This window comes from Anabaena sp. 4-3 (assembly GCF_001597745.1).
GTDB lineage: Bacteria > Cyanobacteriota > Cyanobacteriia > Cyanobacteriales > Nostocaceae > Trichormus.
In genome coordinates, this window is the sequence record NZ_LUHJ01000026.1 from 1 (window position 1) to 26,165 (window position 26,165).

Consider the following 26,165-nt stretch of genomic DNA (forward strand, 5'->3'; position numbering starts at 1 on the left):
CTCTAAAGTATCCTTCTGATTTTGAAGATTTCTAAATTCGAGCCAACTGCATCGGAATGCAAGCAGTATTGGTCATACTGTTTGTTGATGTAGGTGGCTTGTTGTAGCCATAGATGCACTTAATTCTCAACTGTAGAGACTTGAGATTTTACTTGCATCGGAATTAAAGAAGTAGTTTTCAGTTATCAACTAACTGAAAGCTACTCCTAACGATCAACCAATATTCATACATGATACCATGTCTAGCAATAAAATAAGAGGATTAGATATGCAAGCAGTGCCATTTTTCGCACGCTTCTTGGTGGAAGAAGAACCACCACAAACACCAGAGCCAGAGCCAGTTCCCCCACCAATCTGGACTTTAAAGTGGCCTTCTGATTGGGAAGATTCGTAAATAAAAATTAGCAATTATTAAATCTGTTTGTGTTGACTGATGGCTAATAATTGTCATCAGTCATTAGTAAAAGACGTTATCCAAATTGATGTTTGGCTAAGTAAGTTGGTGTAAATAATTTCACGTTTGTAGTAAGGACTTTAGTCCTTGTCTTAGGGCTAGGGCGACTTAATACGAACATAATCACAAGAATTTGACATTGTAAAACCCGTAGATTTATGTATTCTTACTGACTTACTTAGTTACTAACGTCTATTTCTACAATTCAAAAAAGAAAATTTATCATGCACCTATCGCGTAATGTTGTTTTATTAATCACTCATAGTGGTGATTTTTTCACGATAGATAAAGTTGCAGAAGCCGTATTAAAAAAAGGGGCGCAACCATTTCGCCTTGACACTGATAAGTTTCCCCTAGAAGTGCAATTAACAGCACATTTTGAGCAAACTAAAACTTATCACACTATCGAATATGGCGACCAGTCTATCAGTACAGAACAGGTGCAAGCTGTCTGGCTGCGACGGATATGGGAGCCACAACTGAGTGAAAAATTAGCTCCTCAGTTCCGCGAAGCTTGTCTGAGAGAATCAAAAGCGACTTTGGCAGGTTTTTGGGATAGTCTCAGAGAAGCTCGTTGGATAGATCATTTAGAGCGGATAAATGCGGCACAAGATAAATTGCGCCAACTGCGGGTAGCTGCGGAGGTTGGTTTTATCACTCCTCGGACTCTTGTCACCAACAAAGCAGAAGCAGCAAGGGAGTTTTTCCACCAAGTCAACGGCAAGATGGTGAGCAAGTTATTAACTGCTCTTTCCCACAGTATGCAAGCCACCTCTTCTTTTTTTATGTACACCAGCACCGTCAAGGAGGAAGACTTGCGAGATGCTGAGTCACTGCGCTACTGTCCAATGGTGTTTCAAGAGCAAATTCCTAAGCAGTTGGAATTACGGGTGGTGTATGTGAATGGTAAAGCGTTTGTAGGTGCGCTAGATGCCAATGTTTATGCAGGTGCAAAAGCTGATTGGCGTAAACCGGGTGTTGAGGTGGGCGCATGGCAACATCATGAGCTACCTGAGCAACTGCTGCGTCGTCTGCAAGTGTTTATGACTAGGTTTGGGCTGACATTTGGCGCATTAGATTTCATCGTCACACCATCAGGGGAGTATGTGTTTTTGGAAGTTAACCCTGTAGGTGAGTGGGGAATGTTGGAGAGAGATTTGGACTTACCGATAGCGAGTGCGATCGCAGATACTCTACTGCAAACTGAATAATAAGGCACTGACTCCCCGATAAATTGTAGAAACTTACCATACTTAGTCTCTACTTATGCACCCATTCCAGCTAACTTGACAAACAGCCTCTAACACATCGTACTTAAATCAGATTTATTACACAACAGATAATCATGACAGTTTTAATACTTACTTTTAGCAAAGATAACGAAAGCATTCCTCTAGTCATGGAAGCAATCAAGGCGAGAGGCGAAAAAGCTTTTCGTTTTGACACAGACAGATATCCCACCGAAGTAAAACTAGATATTTACTACGGCGATAGGGAACAGATAATTATTACTGATGGTAATCAGCAACTAGATTTGAGTGAAGTAACCTCAGTTTGGTATCGCCGAATGCGCTATGGGCATCAAATCCCCCAATCAATGGATAAGCAATTTAGAGACGCATCAATTAACGAATGTCGCGCCAGTGTCAGGGGAATGATTGCTAGCTTGAAAGCTTTCCACTTCGACAGAATGTCAAATGTGGATGTAGCTAATAATAAACAACTACAGTTGCAAGTAGCGAAAGAAATCGGACTGATTACCCCTCGTACTTTGACTTCCAACAATCCAGAAGCAGTCAAGCGATTTGCCCAAGAATGTCAAGAGGTAGGTATAGTTACAAAAATGCTGTCTTCCTTTGCCATTTTTGACGAGGGGGGACGAGAGAATGTTGTCTTCACCACGCCAGTTACAGATGATGATTTGGCAAATATGGAAGGACTGCGTTTTTGTCCAATGACGTTTCAAGAAAACATACCCAAGGCGTTGGAATTGCGGACAACTATTGTTGGCAAGCAGGTATTTACAGCCGCAGTAGATTCTCAACAGTTGGCAGGATCTACGTTTGATTGGCGCAAAGAGGGGAGAAACTTAGTGAAGAATTGGCAACCCTACAGTTTGCCCAACGATGTAGAGACAAAGCTGCTGCAACTGATGGCGCGGTTTGGCTTAAATTATGGGGCGATTGATATTATTGTCACTCCCGATGGTCGCCATATCTTCCTTGAGATTAACCCAGTAGGCGAATTTTTCTGGATGGAGGTGTATTCACCATACTATCCGATTTCACAGGCGATCGCAGAAATGTTGCTCACTAATAAAAATCAGAATCAATTCACAGTCAACTCCTTGGCAGTCACTTCCAATAGATAGGACTTACGCAAGTATCACACTAAATATCTATATGTCGGGTGCATCAGCCAGCATCAATCCTGCCAATCAACTTATGTTTGCCATCTGACACACCCTACCAATGTGCCAGTTGCGTAACTTCCAATAGATGAGAGTAGCCGCCACCCTGTCTACAACCCCTACTGAAATCAGAAAAAGTTCGTAGTAAGGACTTTAGTCCTTTCTCATTCTTGTCAAGCAGCGATTTGGAGATAAAAATGTTGTGACAAACAAGGTATATACCCAATCAGTTTTGACATTTGATGGTCAGGATGATTATATAAATTTTGGTAAAAATGATATTGGAGGTGTTTTTGCTCAGGGAAGTTCAGCCTTTACAATTTCAGGATGGGTAAAACCTGATCAACTCACAAATCAAGCCACTACTTATGGAACACGCAATGTATTTTTTGCCTGTGCTTCAGACCAATTTAGTGATAATTTTGAGTTTGGCATCAGTGAAGCAGGAAATCTAGATGTTTACATTGATGAGACTCATCAAAAATTTATTAAAACCTTTGGGAATAGAGAATTAACTGTTAAAGAATGGCACTTTTTCGCTATTATTTTTAATCAAGGTCAATTGACCATATATTTAGATGACCATGAATACACAGGGACTTTTACAGGTTCGGCTTTAAATAAAGCCACCAGTGCAGTCACCCTGGGCGGAACGTTACACAATAAAATATTTTTCGCGGGACAATTGGCTCATATTAGTGTTTGGAATTATCCCTGTAGTCAGACGGAAATCCAAACGCATCGCGCTGGGTTGATAGTTGGGAATGAATCAGGATTAGTTGCTTACTGGAAATTAGACGAAGGGGAAGGAAAAACTGTTAAAAACCAGACGGGAAATAGTTATAAGGGAAATTTGCGTGGTAATCCCACTTGGGATTTAGCAAATATTCCATTTGTGAATATTTCACCATCCGTGAATCAAATGCAACCACCAGAACCACAGACATCAGAACAACAAGAATTACCAACAACTATTGAAGACATCCAGCCAAATGAAGAAATTACAACCGAGCTAATTAGCGCAAGTGAAATTTCACTGAATATTCTCCCACCAGAACCACCAACATTAGAACAAGAGGAATTACCAACAACTATGAACACAACAGCCAATACTAAATATAAAATACTTGCCATTGATGGCGGCGGTATTCGTGGTATTATCCCGGCAATTATCCTAGCAGAAATAGAAAAGCGCACACAAAAGCCAATTTTTAGTTTATTCGATTTAATTGCTGGGACTTCTAGTGGAGGAATTCTTGCACTGGGACTAACTAAACCGAAATTAAATTTAGATGAACCTGATAGTCCGATAGTTGCTGAATACAGTGCAGAGGATTTGCTGCAAATATTTACCGAATATGGGGCGGAAATATTTTACGAACCATTTTTTGAAAAAGTTCTCGGCCAGCTAGAAGATATATTTGCCCAACCAAAATATTCTTCTGAGGGACGAGAGGAAATTTTACAGAAATATTTTGGTGACACTCCTCTAGAAAAGAACCTCAAAGAAGTTTTTGTCCCTAGCTACGATATTGAGCAGCGAATTCCGGTATTTTTTACGAATAAAGCTGAAAAACAACAGACTGAATCGCGCAAGTTTCGTAAGTTATGTTTAAGTTTTACAGTCACAGATGCGGCTTTAGCAACGAGTGCTACTCCTACTTATTTTGCTCCCCATCGGATTCCTACTTCCCATAATACCAACGGCTTTTATACTTTAGTTGATGGTGGATTAATTGCGAATAATCCAGCCCATTTAGCTATGTTAGAGGCGCAAATTAGTAGACAAGAAAACCAACAAACTCTTAATACTGAAGATATCTTCTTACTGTCTTTAGGTACGGGTTCACTAACGACTGTCTATCCTTACAAAGAAGTGCAAAATTGGGGACTTCTGCAATGGGCGAACCCACTTTTAAATATGGTACTGGATGGTGGTAGTGAAGTAGTAGCCGGAGAATTAGAAAGACTGTTTGAGACTGGAAATACAGCCGCTACAAAGTCTTATTATCGGTTTCAAACATTCTTAAATGGGGAACTGGAAGCAATAGATAACCCCAGACCTGAAAATATACGTCAGTTGCAAGCAATCACCAATAGATTGATTGTCGAAAGAAGTCAGGAAATCGATGAATTGTGTAGTCTGCTGACTAGCTAAATATGAGAGCGACTTTGATACCCATTCCTCACATTAGCAAGAGATAGCAACCGGAAAACCTCAAGCTAATCTTAATTTCTTGATTAAGAATTAAGTATGAAGAATGAAGAATTGGTATTAGTAGTTTTTAGTGATGTTTAACCAAATAATGTCAGGATTTTAGGTAACTCAAATGGACGAAATCGTTAAAAAACTTGCTGGTTTAGGTCTTCCTGGTATACTGCTGGTGATTGTCACGGCTGCATCAGGAGGAATAGGTAGTTCCGCCGCCGTTGTAGCTGCTCTGACGGGTTTAGGCGGCCCCTTTGGTTTGATAGGAGGTTTAGGCGTGCTTGGTTTAATAGCCTCTGTGGGGGATGTGATAGCCGGATATGGAATTGAAGCTATTCTTTTGAACATCTATGCAGAACGGAGCAAAACCGAATCTGTGCGCTATCTGCTCAAAGAAATTAAAGATTTACCGATTACGGATGAGCTAAAAGCCAAATTGAAAGATCAACTAAGTCCAGAAATCAACACCGAGCCTGAAGAAGTTCAGCCACCAAAAACTATTGAAATTGTGGAAGAGGAATAATCACACGGTGACATTCGATGATATTCTAGGTCGAGTGTGATGACTTTAGCGATATATCGCACCCAAAAATTTTAATAAGCGAAAAAATGGCCTCTGAGTCTGATTGTAGTCTCAAAGGCCATCATGCCAATTTGATAATTTTCACTTTTTTAAAAACGACTATATATCTAGAAAATGTCAACTCCAGTTGTTAGTGATCAAAGCACAAAGAACCCAGTTGCAGTATTTACGCAATTTTGGGAGGATATCAAGGTAGTCGCTCAACCTTATTGGTATCCCACAGATATAAGCGGACGAGCATTTGCAGAGGTAATTCGCTCGTGGGGAATGCTCGCTCTTTTAATATTGTCCATTACAGCAGTTGTAGCGATAAGCGCGTTAAATAGCTTCTGGAATCGCTATGTACTGGATATCATTATTGAAGAGAGAGACCTGACTAAATATCTGAATACTTTGTGGGTTTCTTGCTTGGCTCTGGTAGTGACAGTTTTATCGGTAGGAATTTCCAAATATTTAAGAAAAAGAATTTCTCTCGATTGGTATATTTGGCTAAATAATTACACTGTAGAAAAATATTTGAGCTATCGAGCTTATTATAAAATAAATTTTCAATCTAATATTAATAATCCAGATCAACGACTAGCCCAAGAGATAGAACCAATTACCAGCAACGCCTTAAACTTTTCAACGGTTTTTTACGAAAAAGTGCTGGAAATGGTAGCTTTTTTAGGGATTCTATGGACTATTTCGCCACAAATTACAATATATCTAATTATTTATACAATTGTAGGGAATATAGCTGCTGTTTATTTGACGCAAAAACTGAATAAGATTAATCAAGAAGCACTGGAATTTAAAGCTGATTTCAATTATTGTCTGACTCATGTGAGAAATCACGCGGAATCGATAGCTTTTTTTCAGGGAGAAGCGGAAGAATTAAATATAATTAAACGCCGATTTGATAATGTGATCAAGAATGCGGAACGCAGACTGAGTTGGGAAAGAGGACAGGATATTTTTAACCGAGCTTATCAGTCTGCTATTGGTGTGTTTTCGATGTTCATCCTCACACCGTTATTTATTCAAGATAAAATTGATTATGGCGAAATTAGCCAAGCAAGTTTAGCTTGTATGATGTTTTCTAATGCTCTGGGACAATTAATCACTGAATTTGGGGCTTTAGGGCGGTTTTCTAGTTATGTTGAACGGTTGGCGGAATTTTCAGATGCTTTAGCAGAGGTGATTAAACAACCAGAGAATGTCAGCACTATTCAATTCATCGAAGACAAGCATTTAGCTTTTGAGGGTGTGACGGTACAAACACCAAATTATGAAAAGCTGATTGTAGAAGATTTATCAGTGTCGGTGGAAGCGGGACAAGGGTTATTGATAGTCGGGCCGAGTGGTCGAGGTAAAAGTTCTCTGCTGCGGGCGATCGCTGGTTTGTGGAATGCGGGCAGTGGTAAGTTGGTCAGACCGCCCCTAGAAGAAATGTTATTTTTACCCCAACGTCCTTATATCATTTTGGGGACTTTGCGCGAACAGTTACTTTATCCGCATACTGACCGGAAAATGAGCGATCGCGAACTGGAAGACATTCTACAACAAGTAAATCTACAAAACTTACTCACCCGTGTAGAAGGCTTAGATACAGAAGTGCGTTGGGAAAATATCCTGTCCTTGGGAGAACAACAACGTCTAGCTTTTGCACGCCTCTTAATTAGTCGTCCTAGCTTCACCATATTAGATGAAGCCACCAGTGCTTTAGATTTAAATAACGAAGGTAATTTATATCAACAATTACAAGCAACGCAAACAACTTATATTAGCGTTGGACATCGAGAAAGTTTGTTTAATTATCATCAATGGGTATTAGAACTTTCAGAAAATTCACAGTGGCGACTCCTCCCGGTGGAAGATTATCGACGACAAAAAGCCATCGTTATTAATGTAAATGAAAACCCTCAAATCACCATAGATACTTACCCTAAAAAAGAACTCGAAATCATCCCACAAACATCAGCAACAATAGCCACAATTGTCGGGCTTTCTCATAAAGAAATACAGTCATTAACCGACTATTCCCTGTCCACAGTTAGAAGCAGGGCTAGCTTAGGAAAGCCTATCACTACAAAGGATGGCATGACCTACAGATATAACAAAGACCCAAAAGTATTAAAGTGGCTGAAAGAATAGCAGCTATTGAGAATTTGGCAATGCAAATTAGGAACCCAAAAACATGGATAATATTGTCACCACAAGATTAAATTTATTACCCTTGAAGCTGGAAATAATCCAAACTGCAATTACAGGTAATGCTGAATTAGCATCAGTTCTAGGGGTAAAAGTTTTACCCAATTGGCAAGATGAAGAGTTTCTTCATGCTTTGCCAGAACTTGTAGATATACTATGCAAAAATCCGTTACAAGCTGCATGGGGCTGGGGAAATTTAGTCATTCATCAAGCCGAAAATACGCTCATTGGTCACGTTATGGTGAAAATTATCCCAGATTCTACAGGTTCACCCACAGGTGCATTAGAAATTGGCTATTACATCGCCCCATCATATCGACAACAGGGATACGCAACTGAAGCCACAAAAGCGATAGTAGATTGGGCATTTTGTCAACCAATTGTGCAAAGCGTGACGGCTGGATGCGATGTAGATAATATAGGCTCAAAGCGGGTACTAGAAAAAATTGGAATGCAAATGATAGCATCACGGGGTAATATGTTGATATGGAAATTAAGCAAAACAGTGACCGTTCAATAATTATGTTTTGATACCTACTAACCATAGGTTGACTTAAACCTATAACAACAATCTCAAGGTGGAGAAATGAGCAATAATTTAGCGGCTACTCATACTTTTTAAAATCAGGGTGATGCTAACTAGAAAGCAAAGACAACTTCTTAATTATGAAAATGTTAAGATTTATGAAATAACTTATAAATTACCCATTGTAAAAAATCGCAAATTAAAAAAAGTTCAAAAAAGAATTATAGAATGTCAAATACTAATTAAAGAAGGAATTAAATATCATTCCTATCTTTGGGGACTAATTAGACGAAAACAAGAAATTAGTCAAGGACAAATTTTTGCGGAAATCAAATTTTTAGTCAGAGATTATACCCAAATAATTGATTTTTTAGAAAATTATACAGCTAGTTATCAAGATTTTTTATTACAATTTACAGATAACTGGAAAAATTTGTTTACCCAAAAATATCTAGAAATTAAAAAAATTAACGCAGAACGAAACAAACTAGAAATAAAAAATCAGCATAATCCGCAAATTATTGAAAAATTACAACGGGAACAACAAGAAAACATCAAATCAATTTTACTTTTAAGTCAAACTAACTTGTTAATGTTAGAAAAAGTAAAATTGCTGAGTGCAGGAATTAAAAATTTAGCGGAAGACACAAAAATTCAAAAACAAAGTATTCAGAGAATCGTTAAAGATTTAGATGTATATCAAGAAATTTATGAATATCAAATAAAAGCGACGAAAATCAGGCAAGAAATCGCCAAAATAGCCGAGACTGCACTCAATTTAGAAAATTATTTACAAGATTACTTTAATCCTTTTCAATCCTTAATCGATGAAGTCGTCAAAATCGATGCTAATTTTTACGCAACTGTTGGAGAAATTCAAAATTTAGCCAATAGTAGTTTAAATTCGCAGGCGAATTTATTACCGTTAGCTGACACTAACACAACTTCAGAAGAATTACTTGATTTATTAGTGGCTAGTTATGAGAAAAGAGAGAGATTAAACGATGCTTTCTTACAGTCACAATTATTAGATTTATCTGTTGATAATTTTGATTTGATCAATGACGGCATGACGTTAGATAGAGCGATTTACTTAATATCTAATTATATGTCTACTCAACTGGTTGATCAAAGAAAAATATTAGGGATAGCAGAGACAGATGTTGTTTCTCCCCATTCTCCCGTTGTGGATGAACTGGGGAATAAGAAATGGGAAGATTTAGTGAGGGAAGACTCACCGCGCCCATTGGAACAAACAAAATTAGTAGAATTAAGTAATGATGAGATTAAGTTTAAAAAAGAAATAAAAACCAGCCACCAGATAGATTATAGTCTCCTGCAAAACCTGCTTGCACAGTCTGAATGGCAAGAAGCGGATATTGAAACGGCTAGATTAATGTTACAGGTGATGGGAAAGAGTTATTGGAATGAAGTTTATCAGGAAGATATTCTAAATTTTTCTTGTCAAGCATTCCATACCATTGATCAACTGTGGAAACAATACAGTCATGGTTGTTTCGGGTTTAGTGTTCAGCAAAGTATCTGGGAAGAAATGGGGGGACAAGTAGATTATGAAACAGACAAGAAATTAGGCGATCGCCTGGGTTGGCGACAACAGGGAAAATGGTTAGAATATGACCAACTAACTTTTAATTTGTCCCCTCAAACACCCATAGGACACCTACCCGTCAAATGGTTACACTATGACGAAGATATTTTTGAATTATACCCCAATTCATCAGCCGAACCCTTATCAATGGGTGCATGGCGAGTTGGTTCTTGGTTAATTTGGCAGATGCACTTATTTTTTACTCGTGCCAAAATTTGTAATGAAAATTGCTCATGAGTTACAGGGACTTTCAGCTAAATGAACCACAAAATCAACTTTCAAAACCTTGTAGAGACGTTGCATGCAACGTCTCTACAGTCATGCAACGTCTCTAAAGTATAGTCTAATTAGCCCACAAATGCTGTAATTGTATATAGTGTTTTCTCATCTAATAACTTACCAATTTATCTGCGTCCATCTGCGTCCATCTGCGTTTAATTCTAACTGATTGCTATATTTCTCAATAACAAACAACAGTAGAACCAATGAATAACATCAATTTGTTGTCCGATACTGAAATAGAGAAGCTACTTTTGGGAAAATGGCGTTTTGACACAGATAGCGAAAAAATTTTCCTAGAATTTAGACAGGATATGACCTATGAACAAACCAGAATCCAAACGTTTTTGTTATCTAAACCAAAAGAATATATAACAGGTCATAAATTTACTGGTGTCTGGCACGTCAATGAGAGCAAGTTGTGTCTAATTGTCAAAAATCTGCCAAAGTCCATGCTCAATTTACATTTATCAGTATTATTTAAAGTTTCTGTGGCAGATATAGTAGCAAGTTTCATTTCTCTGTTTGTCTGCGAAAGTTATCAAGTTGTCAAAATTGATAGTTCTACATTCATCATCCAAGATGGAAAGCAGCCAATTATCGGCACAAAATTAAATTAGATTAAATTAAATTACATCTTGTTATCTGACGTTTTGCGACTTTTTAACTTTATTCCTAAAACTTTTAAAATCGCTCTTTTATTGTAGACATTAATTGAGCTTAACTCGTTACCTAACAGATAACAACTACCCGAAATCCTCACAGCATTGTATAATCCATTCTCGGCTTTGTTCAGCGTTATCTTGGCATTTTTCTGGTTTTTCGCGCCTTTGAGGATAAAAATACCTCCAAAATTGAAGCAGCCAGACGCAGTTAATTGATTACTATTGACACTGGCATTGATATCAGCGAAATCGTAACCTAAAAACTTAAGATTACCCTCTATACTGGCAGAATTATTGATATTACCATTATCCCCTGTGGTGAGAGTGACTGTAGCACCATTGAAAGCTACAATGCCAAAATTGAAATTACTGCTAGCTTGAAAACCACTTTCATCAAGGTTGATACTTAACGAAGTAAATTCTTTACCTAAGAGGGTAATATCGCCTAAACCCAAAAGCTTTTGATGCGTCAAGTCAAGATGGAAATTCGGAACATTCAATTTCATCACATTCCCTAAACTAAGAGAAGCATGATCAATGGTGACACTCTCAGGGTTAAATGATAATATCCCCTTACCCAAAGATTGATTAAAAGCAGTAATATTAGCTGTTCCCGTCGCACTTTGATTTTTTAAATTTACTGTGAGTAAATCAACCTCAACGGTGAGGAAACCAGCTAAATTCAGCTTAGTATTCTTTAGCGTCACACTATTGCTAGTCACATCAAAGGTAATACCTACTAAGGTATTTCCCAAAACGGAAATTGTTCCTGAACCACTACCAATTCCTGATTGATGTTCTATACTCAGGTCATCAACATCAATAGTTAAGAGATTAGCTAAACTCAAGTCAAAGTCTTTGAATATAGCATTAGTCGGGGTAATTTGAAATTCTACATTAGCAACTTGATTGTCGAAAATCTCAACATAACCATCACCCGTGAGATACTGGTCATCAGGTGTTACCTTCAAGGCTAAATCTAAACTATCGTCATCTGTTCCGGTAATTTTCAAAAATCCTAAATCAATCTCTGGAACTTTTAACGAACCTTCAATTTTCCGAAAAGTTTTATCACTTTGAAGAATTAAGATGGCTTCATGTCCCCAAGCGGTCATCTTACCATTAATTTCTAAACCTTCTGATACAGGTTGACCGGCAATTGTCGTTGAGAAAGGAACAAATTTAATTAAAGGGTTGAGTTCTCCGTTATCATCGCTATCAACGGATGTGATATTTAAGTCGAGAAAATTATTTAAAAAATCTAATGCTTTGTTAACTACATCAATTGAGGAATTGGCTTGTTTAAGTACAAAACCTGAAACTGGCCCTTGCCATAAATCTATTAAATTAATTGGCTGATTAGTTGTTAAAATAAACGCTAATTTTTCCGGGTCGTTAGTATCTATCAAGAATGCAACTGCAAGGTCTATTTTTTCCCATCTCAAATCCCCAATAAAGCCAAAGTTATCAAAATAAGGAGGTAAATAAGTTCCTCCTCCCTGAAAACCAACATTACGCAGTTCAGTTCCTACCAACCCATAGGGATTATACCAAGAGTTTTCGCCTTGTTGAGAGAATAATCCGGTTAAAGATTCGGGTTCGAGAGAAAGTTTACCACAGAGGTATAACGTAGGTTCATCATCTTGTGTAGGGTCGTAACCTTGAACCGCCAAATTTCCAGTTAATCCAAAACTGGGTTCTAAATCAACCCCAACATCTAACCCAATCAGCAGATTACTAAAAGTAGCATTAAATCTGTCAATAGAAAATAGCTGTACATTGCCTTGAATATTACCAGTTAAACTGACAAAGCCACCAGGATCAAAGCTAATCAGCACTCCTAAACAACCAACATCTAATTTATTTTGAATAAAATCGCCGAAATTAGTATTGAGTTGGGTAAAATTAATATCTCCGATAAAGTTGAACCCTCGGCAGAAATTAATCCGACCTAATTTTTCATGCTTGTAAGCATAGCCAATGTTAGTTATAATTAATTCGGCATTGGTTAACTGCAAATCCTGAATTACAGGAATTTCATTTGTTAAGGAACTAAAATCAATATCGCTAGGCAATTGATAATGTAATGTAGTTTGGTTGCCAAATGTCAACGCCAAATTTTGGTTATTAAGTATTCCTTTAAAACTAATATCCACACCTCGCTTATTTTTAATAATTCCCAATTTTGGGGCAGATATGGTTAGTTCAGGATTGCCAAAAATGCCGCTAATCATGCCATTAATGGCGGTTTCCATGTAGGGAACAGCAGCATCAATACTAAAGATATCTTCTAATTTTAGCTGCAAATCATTGGCAATGTTTAAGTAAATTCCTGTCGGCGATAAAATTAAACCTACCTGTTCTAAAGACTCTAGTTTTGATTTCAGCCCATCAGGTAAGTTAATTCCTGCCAAATTGTTGAATAAAGTAGTAAGATATTCTGGATTCAGTTCGGGAATGATAACTTGATAGGAAATACTTTGATTTCCCAATACCTGAATATTGATGGTAGGATTAGCAACTATAAAAGCACCAATAGCCGCCTTGACTTTTTTTAAAGCTAAGTCAGAACATAAATGCTTGACAATTTCCTGAATATCAATTTCTCCCACGCAGTGGAAATTTATCAAGTCATTGCTGAGTTGAATTTCCAGACTATCTAGTTGACTAAATATATCTTTGATAAATTTGGGTAATTCAGAAAAGCTATCTAATAGTGTAGCGGCTTCGGTTGGGGATACTTGGGGAATATTAATATAAAAAATTGGATTACTGGTTTGAAAATCTTGAATGGTAATAATTGAATTGTTAATCAGGGGTAAATGAGTAGATATATTTAAGGTTTGCGTCAGACTGGCTAGTTTTGGTAGAGTTGGCCATAACTGGCTAGACTGTATGCTTTCTAAATAAGCTAGGGTAATGCTACTTTCTGAGATGTTTTGCAGGATGATGGGTGGTAAAGTTTCATTTTTGGGTTCAATGATGGATTTTTTTAGGGCTGAGGAAATTTTATATTTTTGGGATTTTAAATGTACAAATAATTCTTGCCATGATGTAAAAGTGTTAGACATATAGTACAACCTAGTTTTGCTAGTGGTTGATAGGTTGGGAATAAGGACTAAAGTCCTTACTACCAACATATTTAGGCTGCATCAGAGAAGTACATTACCTTGCCACCATAAGCACAACGCAGATTTTCTTCTGTGAGTACCTGTTGTCTCGAACCTGTGGCGATGAGTTCGCGGTTGAGTAAGATTAAATCATCAAAGTGGCTGATAGATTCGCCTAAGTCGTGGTTAACTACCAGCACAATTTTATTAGCTGACGCTAATTGATGAAAAACATCAAAAATTACTGCTTGCGTTTTTTGATCTATACCCACAAACGGCTCATCAAAACAGAAAATTTCGGCTTGCTGTGCTAAAGCACGGGCTAAAAATACTCGCTGTTGCTGTCCCCCGGATAATTGTCCTATGGGGCGATCGCTTAATTCTATCATCCCTACGCGCTCTAATGCACTTTTTGCCACCTGACGACTCACATTAGAGAAACTACGCAACCACCCAGTCTTTTTTACTCGCCCCATCATCACTACATCCCACACTGTCGCCGGATAAGTCCAGTCAATTTGACTACGCTGGGGAACATAAGCCACTTGTTGTAATTGCTGATTTAGGAGTTTCCCTTGATACAACACTCTCCCACTACTAGCGGGAACTAAACCTAACATCGCCTTCATTAAGGTACTTTTCCCCGCACCGTTAGGGCCAAAAATCCCAGTCAGTCGTCCCGGTTTGACAATACAGTTAATATCCCGCAAAGCTTCCTGTGTCCGGTAGTGTACCCCTAGATGGGCAATGTTAATATTTGTTGTGGCTGTCACAGTATTAACCCTTACTAGATGGGAATTACCTTCTAAAGAAAAATCAGCAGTTCTCATGGTGTCATTTCCGAGACAGGGACAAAAATGAAAAGAATATGAAAATATAGTATCGTAAAAAATGAGAAAAATATGAAAATTAAGATAACAAGTTTATGACAGCAATCACTCACTCAAAAGCGGGAGATTACGGTAAAGCAATCTGCGGTGTTTTTGTGGCACTTTTGATACAGGGATGTACTCAAGTAAACTCTAACAGTACCGCCAACGTGACGGATGGTAAACCGCAAGTAGTAGCAACAAACACCATCATTGCTGATTTAGCTGATGAAGTTGGGGGTGAAGAAATTCAGCTAACTGGGATACTGCAACCCGGTGCTGATCCTCATGTATACGAACCAGTCCCCGCAGATAGTAAGTTGTTGGAAGAAGCAGACTTAATTTTGTATAACGGCTACAACTTAGAACCGGGACTGATTAAATTAATGAATGCGTCTGGAGGGAAGGCGCGAAAATTAGCGGTGGGGGAAGTTGTCAAACCGTTACAATTGGAAGAAGGAAAAGGTGAAGTAGTTCCAGATCCCCACGTTTGGGGTAGTGCAGAAAATGCGATCGCAATGGTAAATGCCATCCGGGATGAGTTAATTAAATTATCACCGGAAGATAGGGAAAAATTTACGCAAAATGCAGATCAACTCACACAAGAATTAAAACAACTGCATAGCTGGATTAATCAACAAATTCAAACGATACCCGCAGATAAACGCCAACTGGTGACAACACACGACGCTTTCCAATATTATGGCAGAGCTTACGGACTAGCGATCGCTGGCACATTAATCGGAATTAGTACCGAAGAACAACCCAGCGCACAAACAGTACAGAAATTAGTAGAGTCCATTAAAAAAATTGGTGTCCCCGCTATTTTTGCCGAAACTACAATTAACCCAGCCTTAATTAAAACCGTAGCACAAGAAGCAGGTGTGAAATTACCGGCAAATCAACTTTACTCCGATTCCATTGGCGTAAAAGGTAGTGATGGTGATACCTACATCAAAATGATGGAGTCAAATACCCGAACTATTGTAGAAGCATTGGGTGGTAAATATACACCTTTTCAACCAAAGAAATAAATAGAAAGTTAGAGGTTATATTTCATAACCACGAGTTTAAATATAACCTCAGATATGTAATTTTATTTTTGATAGATAACTCTTTCCAGAGAAAGACACAATTAAATAGAATATTTTTTAAATTGTAAGAGTAAAAGCAAAAACTATATTTTTATAAATCACCATGACTAAAGCAGGAGACAAACAAAATAAACAAACAGAAGAAATTAGACAACCAGTCAGTGAAGATTGGCATTCTCGTGAAGAACCCAACGTTAAAGAAAGAAACTTAACAGCCAACCCAGGAGATAAAATTTCTGAGCAGCCGCAATCAATAGAAGAGAAAGCCAAACAAGTGGCTGTAGATGTACCAGACATCACAGGCGATCAGATTACAGTCCCGACTTATTTTGTCGTCGAATATCCAGATGGTGAAAAGAAAGCACTGCACCATGTAAAAGATGCAGAAGAAATTTCTGATGTCATTCGCCAAGCCAGAGTAGACGAAGAAGGAAATCGGACTTGGTGGTAATCGTTCATAGCCGGAATTAATATGAGGCGTGATGCTGTTCGCGTCTCAATTTTATAATTATTAACTAGAGCAAATTTGTCCGTATATATTAACTATCAATTACAGCAATATTTCAGGTAAACGATTCACAAAATCAAATTTCAAACCTTGTAGAGACGTTTCATTAAAACTCCGCGCTCCTCCGCGTTTACCTCCGCGCCCCTCTGCGTTTCAAAAAAAACCACCAACACCTTCTCTCATATACCACAATAGAAACATAACCCCTTGTTTCTCAAAACTTGAATCAACCCAACTCCGTGCGTAACCTGCAAGAAACCCACCTCAACCGCGCCCGTGCTAGTCTGAGACAAGCACTGTCTTGGTATGGACATCTTCGCAAATCTGGACAACTCTCAGCCAACCCAGAATTAGCAGCCTTAGTCAAACCAGAAATAGAAACCTTAACCTCTACCCTCAGCAAACTCGACTCCAACGTGATTAGAATAGCCGCCTTTGGCTTAGTGAGTCGGGGAAAATCAGCAGTATTAAACGCCTTATTAGGAAGCAAAATCTTACAAACAGGCCCCCTCAACGGTGTAACTCAATGGCCGCGTTCAGTGCGCTGGCAACCAGGCGGTAAAGTCATAGTAGAATTAATCGACACCCCTGGATTAGATGAAATTCAAGGGGAGTCACGCGCCCAAATGGCAAAAGATGTAGCGCGTCAAGCTGACTTAATCTTGTTTGTCGTGTCTGGGGATATTACCCGCACAGAATATCAGGCACTTTTGGAACTACGCCAAGCACAAAAACCCCTAATTTTAGTATTTAATAAAATCGATTTATACCCAGATACAGACAGGGCAGCTATTTATAAAAATTTACAACAACTAGGTGCAGCTAATCCCCAAGCCAAGCCTTTATTACCTGATGAAATTGTCATGGTAGCGGCTGAACCCGCAGCAATGGAAGTGAGAGTTGAATGGCCTGATGGCAGTGTAACTTATGAATGGGAAACTCCACCGCCCCAGGTAGACGAACTCAAAGAAACTATTTTAAATATACTGAATCGGGAAGGGCGATCGCTCCTGGCTTTAAATGCACTCATTCAAGCCAGAGAAGCGGAAGCAGCCATCGCTCAAAAAACTCTCGATATCCGCGAACAAGAAGCAGAAGATATCATCTGGCAATTTACTAAATATAAAGCCTTAGCAGTTGGGTTAAATCCTATCGCTGTTTTTGATATTCTCGGCGGAACAGTCGCGGATTTAGCTTTAATTCGGGCGTTAGCTAGATTGTATGGTTTACCGATGACTAGCTATGAAGCCGGGAAAATTTTCAAAACAATTTTATTGAGTTCCGGCGGGTTATTATTGGGAGAATTGGGTAGTGGTTTTCTATTAGGAATAGGTAAAAGTACAGCCGCCTTAACCAGTGGTGATAATCCGATCAATATTACTGCTTTTACTGGAACTGCGATCGCTCAAGCTGGAATTGCCGGTTATGGTGCTTATGCTGTCGGGAAAGCCGCACAAGTCTATCTAGAAAAAGGCTGCACTTGGGGTCAATTCGGTGCTAGCACCGTGATTCAAGAAATTCTCTCTCAAGTTGACCAAAATACAATTCTGTATCGGTTGCAACAAGAATTAGGCATAAAATATTGAAAATATATGAAAATATTTGCTGAATTGTTGCTGTTATTGATATTTTGTCAATTTGTATCAAATTCCTCTGATAATTGGTCTAAAATCTGATTTTCAGGGCAACATAAAAGAAAAGGCAGGTATTAGCTCAGAAGTGAATCTACCCATGTATTTATACCTGTTTTTATGACCAGAGAAAAGCAGGAATTCCCCATCAGATGTGTTGAAAATCAGGACGGTGTTCCACACTGCATCTTTTGGGAAGCCTTTCTACACTGGGAGTAGAAACTCCTAATTACATTTTGATCGCAGTAAACAGAGGCGAAAATATCATGACAGCAACATTTAACTTCACCCCCAATAGTGCTAACTCTAACCACAATGGGGGGACAGATTTAGAAAAAGCTATTTTAGCAGCGATCGCCGAAGCCCGGATGACCTGTGAGCAAACTGGCGAAGATTCTCCTAATTGCGCTGTCGCTTGGGATATTGTAGAAGAACTACAAGCCGAAAAATCCCATCAAGCAGAAGCCATCAAATACAGAACCTCTTTAGATGAATACTGTGAATTACATCCAGAAGCATTAGAGTGTCTGATTTACGATGTTTAAGGCTTTTGAAAATCAGCAGCAGCCAATAACGTCATTTGTTGAATTGCAATTAAATCAGGCGGTGGGATTTCACTGTCCATTTTTAACCATAACAGGTATTCGATATTTCCCGCCGGGCCAGTAATGGGCGACCAAGTTAAGCCTTTGTATCGCCAACCTAATTCAGCAGCGACGCGCAACACCTGGAAAATCGCATCAGCTTGGTCATTCGGGTCACGCACCACACCTTTTTTACCCACACGAGATTTTCCCACCTCAAACTGAGGTTTGACCAGTAACACTGCTTCGCGAGGGGGTTGAGTGAGTCGCCAGACAGCTGGCAAAATCTTGGTTAAGGAAATAAACGAGACATCCACCACCGCCAAATCAGGAATTGGGTCATCTTCCCGATATAAATCCCCTGGTTGTAGTTGCCGTAAATTGGTACGTTCGCGCAACACCACCAGGGGATTATTTCGTAAACCCCAATCAGTTTGACCGTAACCGACATCAATACCGTAAACTAATTTTGCCCCAGCTTGCAGTAAACAGTCAGTAAAACCGCCTGTAGAGATTCCCCCATCCAAACAAACACGCCCGGTGACGGGAATAGCGAATAAATCTAAAGCCTTAGCGAGTTTATCACCACCACGGGAAACGAAGCGCGATCGCTCCTTAATCTTAATTTGAGCCGCCGCATCAACTTCTGTCCCCGGCTTATCAATCACCTGTTCATTAACCGTCACTTCCCCCGCTTGAATTAGCCTCTGTGCTAACGCGCGAGAATTACATAAATTTAACTCTACTAATAAAGTATCAAGTCGCTGTTTAACCAATTAAATTGACTCTCCTGCTGATCTTAAGCTTCTAACACACTTAATCAATAAGTTTTTATTTATGTTAATTTCACTACAATTGCTAGGATGGCGAAAAAAGCGATCGCTTCTGAACATAGCCAAGAAAAGAGGCGATCGCTATATTAAACTATCTAACAAACATCTTGACAGCCTTAACCAGCCTACACATCTTGCTCGCTCAACTCACGAGTAATGTGGTCAAAAGGCTCATCCACAAAAGCAGTATTGCTCACACCCGCAGCAGCCACTTGTTCCTTCACCAAATCCTTGAGAATCTGCACACCACGCACCGTAGGCGCAATGGGTACACCTAGAGAATTGTAAGTTTCCCGTAGACCTTGCAACACACGCTCATCTAAAACATTGGTATTCCCAGCCACCAGCGCATAAGTAGCGTAGCGCAAGTAGTAATCCATATCTCGTAAACAAGCAGCGTAACGACGAGTTGTATAAGCATTCCCACCAGGACGAATCAACTCTGGTAATTCCTCAAACAACTGAGAACCAGCTTGCTTCACAAGAGCAGCCGCATTCGCATTAATTGCCGCCGCCGCTTGTACACGCGCTGTGCCACTTTCAAAATAAGATGTCAAGCTATCAATCGCATTCCGGTCAAAATAACGACCAGTTACGTCATAATTCTTAATTAAAGTTGTTACCGCGTCACGCATTCCTTCTTCTCCCAATCATTGCTATCTTGGTTTGATATTTATTTGGCTGCACTTACGCACCAGTAAAGTTTTGTGCTATTAAAAGTAGGTTCGGCACAAAAACCCTATATCCATTATTTAAGGATTCTATGCCAAAGTTGACCCCACTGAGATTAACTTTCCCGTTTTGTGCAGATGTCGAAAGAAAGGTTAATATTACCTGTAATCCAGACAATCTGTAGCAAAGACTACAAAATTCTTTAATGTTTAGAATTTACGATATTTCAGGTGTGTCACAACTTTGTTCCGCTCAGTAGGGTTAGGATGCTTTGGCAGATTCTGGTTTTACGTTAAGAAATTGGCAGAGAAGGAGTAAAAATGACAACCCCACAAGAAGTCTTGAAAATGATTCAAGACCAAAACATCCAGATGATTGATCTGAAATTCGTCGATACCCTCGGCACTTGGCAGCACCTCACCGTCTACCAAGACCAGATTGACGAAAGTTCATTCTCTGATGGTGTACCCTTCGACGGTTCCAGCATTCGGGGTTGGAAAGGCATCGAAGAATCAGACATGACAATGGTGTTAGATGCCAAGACCGCTTGGATCGACCCATTCATGGCAGAGCCAACACTCAGCATCATTTGTAGCATCAAAGAACCTCGTACTGGCGAATGGTATAACCGTTGCCCACGGGTTATTGCTCAAAAAGCAGTAGACTACTTAGTTTCTAGTGGTCTTGGTGACACCGCCTTCTTTGGCCCTGAAGCTGAATTCTTCATCTTTGATGATGTCCGCTATGACCAAACTGCCAACGAGGGATACTACCACCTCGATTCAATTGAAGGCCGTTGGAATTCCGGTAGAAAAGAAAGCCCCAACCTCGGTTACAAACCCCGCTTCAAAGAAGGTTACTTCCCAGTCGCGCCCACAGATACCTTCCAAGATATGCGGACAGAAATGCTGTTGACGATGGCAAAACTAGGTGTGCCTATTGAAAAGCATCACCACGAAGTAGCCACCGGTGGTCAGTGTGAGTTGGGCTTCCGCTTTGGTAAATTAATCGAAGCTGCCGACTGGTTGATGACCTACAAATACGTCATCAAAAACGTAGCTAAGAAATACGGCAGAACCGTTACCTTCATGCCCAAACCAGTGTTTGGTGATAACGGTTCTGGGATGCACACCCACCAGTCTATTTGGAAAGATGGTAAACCTCTGTTTGCCGGTGACAAATATGCTGGTTTGAGTGACATGGCATTACACTACATTGGTGGTATTCTCAAACACGCACCAGCACTGTTAGCACTCACCAACCCTTCCACCAACTCTTACAAGCGTTTAGTACCTGGCTATGAAGCTCCTGTGAACTTGGCTTACTCCCAAGGTAATCGTTCCGCTTCTGTTCGCATCCCATTATCTGGCACTAACCCCAAAGCCAAGCGTTTAGAGTTCCGTTGTCCAGACGCAACTGCTAACCCCTACTTGGCATTTGCAGCTATGCTGTGTGCTGGTATCGATGGCATCAAGAACAAAATCGATCCCGGTGAACCTTTAGATAAAAATATCTATGAACTCTCTCCAGAAGAACTGGCGAAAGTTCCTTCTACACCCGGTTCTTTAGAACTAGCGTTGGAAGCACTGGAGAATGATCACGCTTTCTTGACAGAATCAGGCGTATTCACTGAAGACTTTATCCAAAACTGGATTGATTACAAGCTAGCTAATGAGGTTAAGCAGTTACAACTGCGTCCTCATCCTTATGAGTTTTACCTCTATTACGACGCTTAATTAATACCTGTTTGCCATATTCCAGAGATAAAATCGGCCACCCTTGGGGGTGGCTTTTTTTCTCTGGTTTTCGCAACATAATTCTCAAATTTGTGAATTTTGCCTAGCTCATAGCCGCATTGCTACGACCGTAAATCATTCTGGTAGTTGGGTCAATCTTGCCTTGAATTGGGTTCCAGTAGTGAGATGCTTCTTCCGCCGGAACACCGATTTCTTGTGCAGCACGCATCAGCATCGATTGTTGACGATTCTTGATTTGCTGATATTGGCGCATCATAATCGCACGGGATTTTTCTTGAATAGACATAACACTCCCTCCAGATGGTTTTAAAAATATATGTTGGATTAATCTTTGTCTCTCTATTAATCAATCTAGCAAAAATTCTGTAACATACACTACTAAATGCGGTTTTTGTAATAAAACTTAAAATTTGAGATATTAAGTTAATCTGATTACCCGTTTTCAGAGGAAACCTTTCCCAAAGCAGATGAATTTTTTGTTAAGATTTATTAAGTTTAACCTCTAAATGTAATAAATACTTAAGTCATTGCCATGTCTGACACTTTGACTAAACTCACCTATCAAACGTTTCAACAGGGTAAAAATTACTTTAGTCTGGCTCATAAAACATTAGCTACGCAGTTAAGAGACGTACTTTATCCCACACTCCAGCGAAAGATTAAACCCATTCCCACGCAGCTTTTACTCCAACTGCGCGAAAAAGTGAATCAACTTTTAGAAATAGACTGGCAGGATGCACAACAAGGTGTGTATCCTGAAACTCTACTGTTTGATAATCCTTGGGAAGAGTTTTTCCTTTACTATCCCCTGATGTGGCTAGACTTACCTCAGATTTGGGAACGGATTAAACAAAAAAAATATCAAGATTTTGCGCCAGAAATAGACACAGAGGGTTATCCGAGCTATTATGTTCAAAACTTCCATCACCAAAGTAATGGCTACCTGAGCGATTTGTCAGCCAATTTATATGACTTACAGGTAGAAATTCTCTTTGGCGGAACAGCTGATCCTATGCGTCGGCGAATTCTAGCTCCGCTTAAACAAAGTTTAGCAGCCTTTAATTCTGTTACAGCAAAACAAATACGGGTTTTAGATGTAGCTTGTGGAACTGGACGCACTCTTCGGTTGATTCGGTCAGCTTTACCGCAAGTATCATTATTTGGGACAGACTTATCGCCAGCTTATTTACGGAAAGCAAATCAGTTACTTTCAGAAATTCCCGGAGAATTACCGCAACTTGTACAAGCCAATGCGGAAGAGTTGCCTTATTTAGATAATTATTTTCATGCTGTAACTTCTGTATTCCTTTTCCATGAATTACCAGCATCAGTCCGTCAAACTGTAATTGACGAATGTTATCGGGTGACAAAACCAGGAGGAGCTTTTATTATTTGTGACTCAATTCAGAGGAGTGATGCGCCTGATATGGCTGAGGTAATGGATAATTTTTCAGGTACTTTTCATGAACCCTACTATCAGCACTACACCACTGACAACTTAGTAGAACGTTTAGAAAAAGCAGGGTTTGAGAATATCGAGATTCAAGTCCATTTTCTGAGCAAGTATTTTATTGCTCATAAACCAAATTAAGGGATTTCCTAATGAACTACCTCTGGCTGAAACGGGCTTTATACAGGGGTAGTTCATATATTTTAATTTAGGTAAATCACCTATAATATCATGTCCGGCTAAATACTTGTCATTACGAACGTAGCGATAGCGAAGAGAAGTAATCCCACAATTCAGGTGATTGCGTCGTTTCACTTCGTTGCACTCGCAATGACATATCGTAAGTCATTAAGCGGACTTGATATAAATTACCAATGTGGATGAGATTTTGAAATCAAATCAACAGTTACACATTGTTTTCAAGAATGGAGATTCTATGATTCCAGGTGGCGAATTCCTGGGTGCTGGTAATGCCAGATTAAAAAGTTTTTTTGTGCTTAAAGAGTTTGTTAAAAAGGTTGAACAGTTTTTGAATTTGTTTGTTCAAGATAAATATTGATATTACCACACACAGGCGTTAAACCGCAATTACTACATATTAACAAGGCTATTCCCTTGGGATTCAATTAAATTCCTCCGTCCACTACCACGAACAGGTTTAGCACCTTCTGGCAGATTACGCTGAGATTTAGGTCTGAGTGAAATCATATCTGGCGAATTAGCCGAGGGGAGGAGGGAATTTTGATTGACTATTTTTTGGTAATCAACAGCTAGTGAACCAAACACCAGACTAGAAATTAAAAAAGTAACAGCAGCACGCATCACAGACATCTCCTTGTGAACTTTCTTAACTACTGCTACTGATTTCTATGGAATAAGTCCGGACAAATTTTAAAAAAAGTAGTGCTTTTTACTGAAAAAAACAGAAACAGTCTATAATGCCAGCTTTTCAACTAATAACCAGTTACCAGCTTGATTTATGCGACCCCAAACAGTCAGCTGTTGCTTATCAGTTAAGATTTGCATCTGCGCGTCTATATGCGATCGCCAGGTGACAAGCTGCCAAGTCTGCCCTACACTAGCAGCAGGAGCAGTCACAGTGAAACGATAATCTTGCGGATTGACAATATCCAGAACGCCTGTAAAGCAGTCAGTTTCCCCTGTTAACGCCTGATCAGAATCAGAGTGGTCATACTCATCCACAGATGAAGCGGGACAATTACCACTTGGGGGGTAGACTTGAGGTTCATTTAAGTAATACAATTGCCATTGCTGCCATTCTGGATGATTAGGCAGAAGATTAAATAGAGGTATGATAGCCGCAGGTGCTTGCTGGTCTTGTAATAAAGCCGCTTGCAAAGCGTTTACAGGTAAATCTCGTGGCTGACAATTCAACTCTACACACATAGCAGCAGCCATTCCCGCCGCTTGACCAATACCCAAAACTACGGGTTGTAATCGAGTTGCGCCATTGGCAATATGAGAAACAGAAATATTCTTTTCACAAACTAATAGTCCATCTGTGGTAGCGGGAACTAGACAACGGTAGGGAATAGTGAAAGGTGTTCCCGTCCAACGTCCTCCCCAACGGATCGATTTTGGTTGTAGTGGCAAATTGAAGTTGGGATAATGATGGTCGTTGGCGTAATTACCAAGAGCAATGGCATCTGGGAATAAAGCTGCTACCCTACCCCCGGCGACTGGTAAAATATCCTGTTCTCTAATTGTGGTCAGTCCTACCAAGCGGCGACTTTCTCTAAAATAAGGATGCAGGGCAAAGGCTGGATAATCATGAGGAAAAACTTGCTCTGCTAAACCATAGCGGCGACCAAGCTGATTTTGAATAAAATGGGCGAAATTTTGGCTGTGCCAACGACATTCTTGTAAAAACTCACTCTTAGATAGATTAGACTCGATTAATCGTCCTACTCCTTCAGCGTAATCATTACCGCATATCGGCCAGTTAATCATAAATAGATTGCCCGGCAAGCGTCCATAATTCAAGAATTTCTCTGCACCGTAGTTTTCCCAAGCTCCAACAAACAACGCCGGATCATAATTAGGGGACGGGGGAATTTCTGGGGCGACATCTGCGCCAAAATCTTGCATCACTACTACCCAAGTGGGTGCTTGTACGGGATATTTGCTGGTGATATCGTTAAACTCAAGGGGTGCGCTGGGTTCTTGCCATTGCGATCGCAATTCCCAACCCCAACGGTAAGGTATCTCTGCTAAGGCTAATAAATCTCCTAACTCTGTACCGTCAAGAATCACTTTGGCTTGCACAGTAAAATCTGCAAACCGCACACCAGTAATACAGTTGTCTTGCTGTAAAACTTCTAGTGGTATTTGTCCAGAAATCCAATGCAGATTTGTTAATTCGCGTACCCAATTAGCAAAAATTTCTGCTCCTACACGGGGATCATAGCTAAAAAAGCTCACCCAACTGTTATTTAGTCCTCCTGGCTGTTTTTGCTGCAATTCCCGCAAAAATGCACCCCATAACCCGGTTTGAAAGGCTATGAGTTCGTTACCGTCTGGCGCAGATACTCCGGCTGAGGTGAGCATTCCTCCTAACCAGGGAAATTCACTCACGAGGATAGTTTTAGCACCCCGTCGTGCTGCTTGGATAGCCGCAGCTGTTCCTCCTGTTCCACCACCTACGACTAAGATATCGGCTGTGTATGTTTGATGTGTCATGTTTTAACCTCTCTGGATTTTTGGATTAT

At 39.7% G+C, this 26,165-nt stretch carries 23 protein-coding genes; 16 read left to right on the top strand and 7 right to left on the bottom strand.

Features of this window, described 5'->3' with window-relative positions; genetic code table 11:
* Positions 1 to 238: 238 nt before the first annotated feature.
* The 9 genes from A3775_RS06575 to A3775_RS06615 all read left to right on the top strand — a co-directional run bounded on the left by A3775_RS06575 (position 239) and on the right by A3775_RS06615 (position 10,883).
* The gene (locus tag A3775_RS06575) at positions 239 to 394 is read left to right on the top strand and encodes a microviridin/marinostatin family tricyclic proteinase inhibitor (protein ID WP_066379786.1); all 156 of its coding nucleotides are present in this window, start codon (positions 239 to 241) and stop codon (positions 392 to 394) included.
* Between the two features lie 284 nt (positions 395 to 678).
* On the top strand, positions 679 to 1,665 hold the full coding sequence (locus A3775_RS06580) for an MvdC family ATP-grasp ribosomal peptide maturase (RefSeq protein WP_066424310.1): 987 nt from the start codon (positions 679 to 681) through the stop codon (positions 1,663 to 1,665).
* 134 nt (positions 1,666 to 1,799) lie between these two features.
* On the top strand, positions 1,800 to 2,825 hold the full coding sequence (locus A3775_RS06585; protein WP_066379781.1) for an MvdD family ATP-grasp ribosomal peptide maturase: 1,026 nt from the start codon (positions 1,800 to 1,802) through the stop codon (positions 2,823 to 2,825).
* 241 nt (positions 2,826 to 3,066) lie between these two features.
* On the top strand, positions 3,067 to 5,022 hold the full coding sequence (locus A3775_RS06590) for a patatin-like phospholipase family protein (protein WP_066424312.1): 1,956 nt from the start codon (positions 3,067 to 3,069) through the stop codon (positions 5,020 to 5,022).
* 172 nt (positions 5,023 to 5,194) lie between these two features.
* Complete coding sequence (locus A3775_RS06595; RefSeq protein ID WP_066379775.1) at positions 5,195 to 5,596, top strand: hypothetical protein; 402 nt, start codon at positions 5,195 to 5,197, stop codon at positions 5,594 to 5,596.
* Between the two features lie 174 nt (positions 5,597 to 5,770).
* Positions 5,771 to 7,792 (top strand): ABC transporter ATP-binding protein/permease, encoded by a 2,022-nt coding sequence (locus tag A3775_RS06600; protein ID WP_066424313.1) that lies wholly within the window; start codon positions 5,771 to 5,773, stop codon positions 7,790 to 7,792.
* Positions 7,793 to 7,835: 43 nt separating this feature from the next.
* The gene (locus tag A3775_RS06605) at positions 7,836 to 8,369 is read left to right on the top strand and encodes a GNAT family N-acetyltransferase (RefSeq protein WP_066379771.1); all 534 of its coding nucleotides are present in this window, start codon (positions 7,836 to 7,838) and stop codon (positions 8,367 to 8,369) included.
* 112 nt (positions 8,370 to 8,481) lie between these two features.
* A complete protein-coding gene (locus A3775_RS06610) occupies positions 8,482 to 10,221 on the top strand; it encodes a GUN4 domain-containing protein (RefSeq protein WP_066379768.1) in 1,740 nt (579 codons plus the stop codon).
* 248 nt (positions 10,222 to 10,469) lie between these two features.
* Entirely contained in the window at positions 10,470 to 10,883 is a 414-nt protein-coding gene (locus tag A3775_RS06615; RefSeq protein WP_066424314.1) for a hypothetical protein, read from the top strand.
* Positions 10,884 to 10,894: 11 nt separating this feature from the next.
* Here A3775_RS06615 and A3775_RS06620 read toward each other — a convergent pair whose 3' ends face one another.
* Together A3775_RS06620 and A3775_RS06625 are read right to left on the bottom strand one after the other, a co-directional pair.
* Entirely contained in the window at positions 10,895 to 13,999 is a 3,105-nt protein-coding gene (locus A3775_RS06620) for a hypothetical protein (protein WP_231866959.1), read from the bottom strand.
* A gap of 71 nt (positions 14,000 to 14,070) precedes the next feature.
* Positions 14,071 to 14,868, bottom strand: a complete 798-nt coding sequence (locus A3775_RS06625) for a metal ABC transporter ATP-binding protein (RefSeq protein ID WP_066424316.1) — start codon at positions 14,866 to 14,868, stop codon at positions 14,071 to 14,073.
* 95 nt (positions 14,869 to 14,963) lie between these two features.
* Here A3775_RS06625 and A3775_RS06630 point away from each other — a divergent pair, with 95 nt between their 5' ends.
* The 4 genes from A3775_RS06630 (at position 14,964) to A3775_RS06645 (ending at position 18,685) form a co-directional block, all read left to right on the top strand.
* Positions 14,964 to 15,941: a metal ABC transporter substrate-binding protein gene (locus A3775_RS06630; RefSeq protein ID WP_066424319.1), complete on the top strand. Its 978-nt coding sequence runs from the start codon at positions 14,964 to 14,966 to the stop codon at positions 15,939 to 15,941.
* A 163-nt stretch (positions 15,942 to 16,104) separates the two neighbouring features.
* Positions 16,105 to 16,452: a hypothetical protein gene (locus A3775_RS06635; RefSeq protein WP_066379753.1), complete on the top strand. Its 348-nt coding sequence runs from the start codon at positions 16,105 to 16,107 to the stop codon at positions 16,450 to 16,452.
* Positions 16,453 to 16,748: 296 nt separating this feature from the next.
* The gene (locus A3775_RS06640; protein ID WP_066379751.1) at positions 16,749 to 18,095 is read left to right on the top strand and encodes a GTP-binding protein; all 1,347 of its coding nucleotides are present in this window, start codon (positions 16,749 to 16,751) and stop codon (positions 18,093 to 18,095) included.
* 311 nt (positions 18,096 to 18,406) lie between these two features.
* Positions 18,407 to 18,685, top strand: coding sequence for a Calvin cycle protein CP12 (locus tag A3775_RS06645; RefSeq protein WP_066379749.1), 279 nt, complete (start codon positions 18,407 to 18,409; stop codon positions 18,683 to 18,685).
* Here A3775_RS06645 and A3775_RS06650 read toward each other — a convergent pair.
* Entirely contained in the window at positions 18,682 to 19,500 is an 819-nt protein-coding gene (locus tag A3775_RS06650; RefSeq protein WP_066379747.1) for a TlyA family RNA methyltransferase, read from the bottom strand. The two genes, A3775_RS06645 and A3775_RS06650, sit on opposite strands and share 4 nt — an antisense overlap.
* A gap of 61 nt (positions 19,501 to 19,561) precedes the next feature.
* On the opposite strand from A3775_RS06650, the gene A3775_RS24055 reads away from it, so the two are divergent.
* Positions 19,562 to 19,714 carry a hypothetical protein gene (locus tag A3775_RS24055; RefSeq protein ID WP_156481573.1) on the top strand — a complete coding sequence of 51 codons (153 nt, stop codon included), beginning with the start codon at positions 19,562 to 19,564 and terminating at the stop codon, positions 19,712 to 19,714.
* On the opposite strand, the gene apcB is transcribed toward A3775_RS24055, so the two are convergent.
* Complete coding sequence (gene apcB / locus A3775_RS06655; RefSeq protein WP_066379745.1) at positions 19,683 to 20,192, bottom strand: allophycocyanin subunit beta; 510 nt, start codon at positions 20,190 to 20,192, stop codon at positions 19,683 to 19,685. The two genes, A3775_RS24055 and apcB, sit on opposite strands and share 32 nt — an antisense overlap.
* Before the next feature lie 357 nt (positions 20,193 to 20,549).
* Here apcB and glnA point away from each other — a divergent pair, with 357 nt between their 5' ends.
* On the top strand, positions 20,550 to 21,965 hold the full coding sequence (gene glnA / locus A3775_RS06660) for a type I glutamate--ammonia ligase (RefSeq protein ID WP_066379743.1): 1,416 nt from the start codon (positions 20,550 to 20,552) through the stop codon (positions 21,963 to 21,965).
* Positions 21,966 to 22,068: 103 nt separating this feature from the next.
* Here the strand turns inward: glnA and A3775_RS06665 are convergent, their stop codons facing one another.
* Positions 22,069 to 22,272 carry a hypothetical protein gene (locus A3775_RS06665; protein ID WP_066379740.1) on the bottom strand — a complete coding sequence of 68 codons (204 nt, stop codon included), beginning with the start codon at positions 22,270 to 22,272 and terminating at the stop codon, positions 22,069 to 22,071.
* Between the two features lie 246 nt (positions 22,273 to 22,518).
* Here A3775_RS06665 and A3775_RS06670 point away from each other — a divergent pair, with 246 nt between their 5' ends.
* A complete protein-coding gene (locus A3775_RS06670) occupies positions 22,519 to 23,577 on the top strand; it encodes a class I SAM-dependent methyltransferase (RefSeq protein WP_066379738.1) in 1,059 nt (352 codons plus the stop codon).
* Positions 23,578 to 24,027: 450 nt separating this feature from the next.
* Here the strand turns inward: A3775_RS06670 and patX are convergent, their stop codons facing one another.
* Together patX and A3775_RS06685 are read right to left on the bottom strand one after the other, a co-directional pair.
* A complete protein-coding gene (gene patX / locus A3775_RS06680; protein ID WP_066379735.1) occupies positions 24,028 to 24,258 on the bottom strand; it encodes a heterocyst-inhibiting protein PatX in 231 nt (76 codons plus the stop codon).
* A gap of 111 nt (positions 24,259 to 24,369) precedes the next feature.
* Positions 24,370 to 26,136 carry an FAD-dependent oxidoreductase gene (locus tag A3775_RS06685; protein WP_066379732.1) on the bottom strand — a complete coding sequence of 589 codons (1,767 nt, stop codon included), beginning with the start codon at positions 26,134 to 26,136 and terminating at the stop codon, positions 24,370 to 24,372.
* Between the last annotated feature and the right edge of the window lie 29 nt (positions 26,137 to 26,165).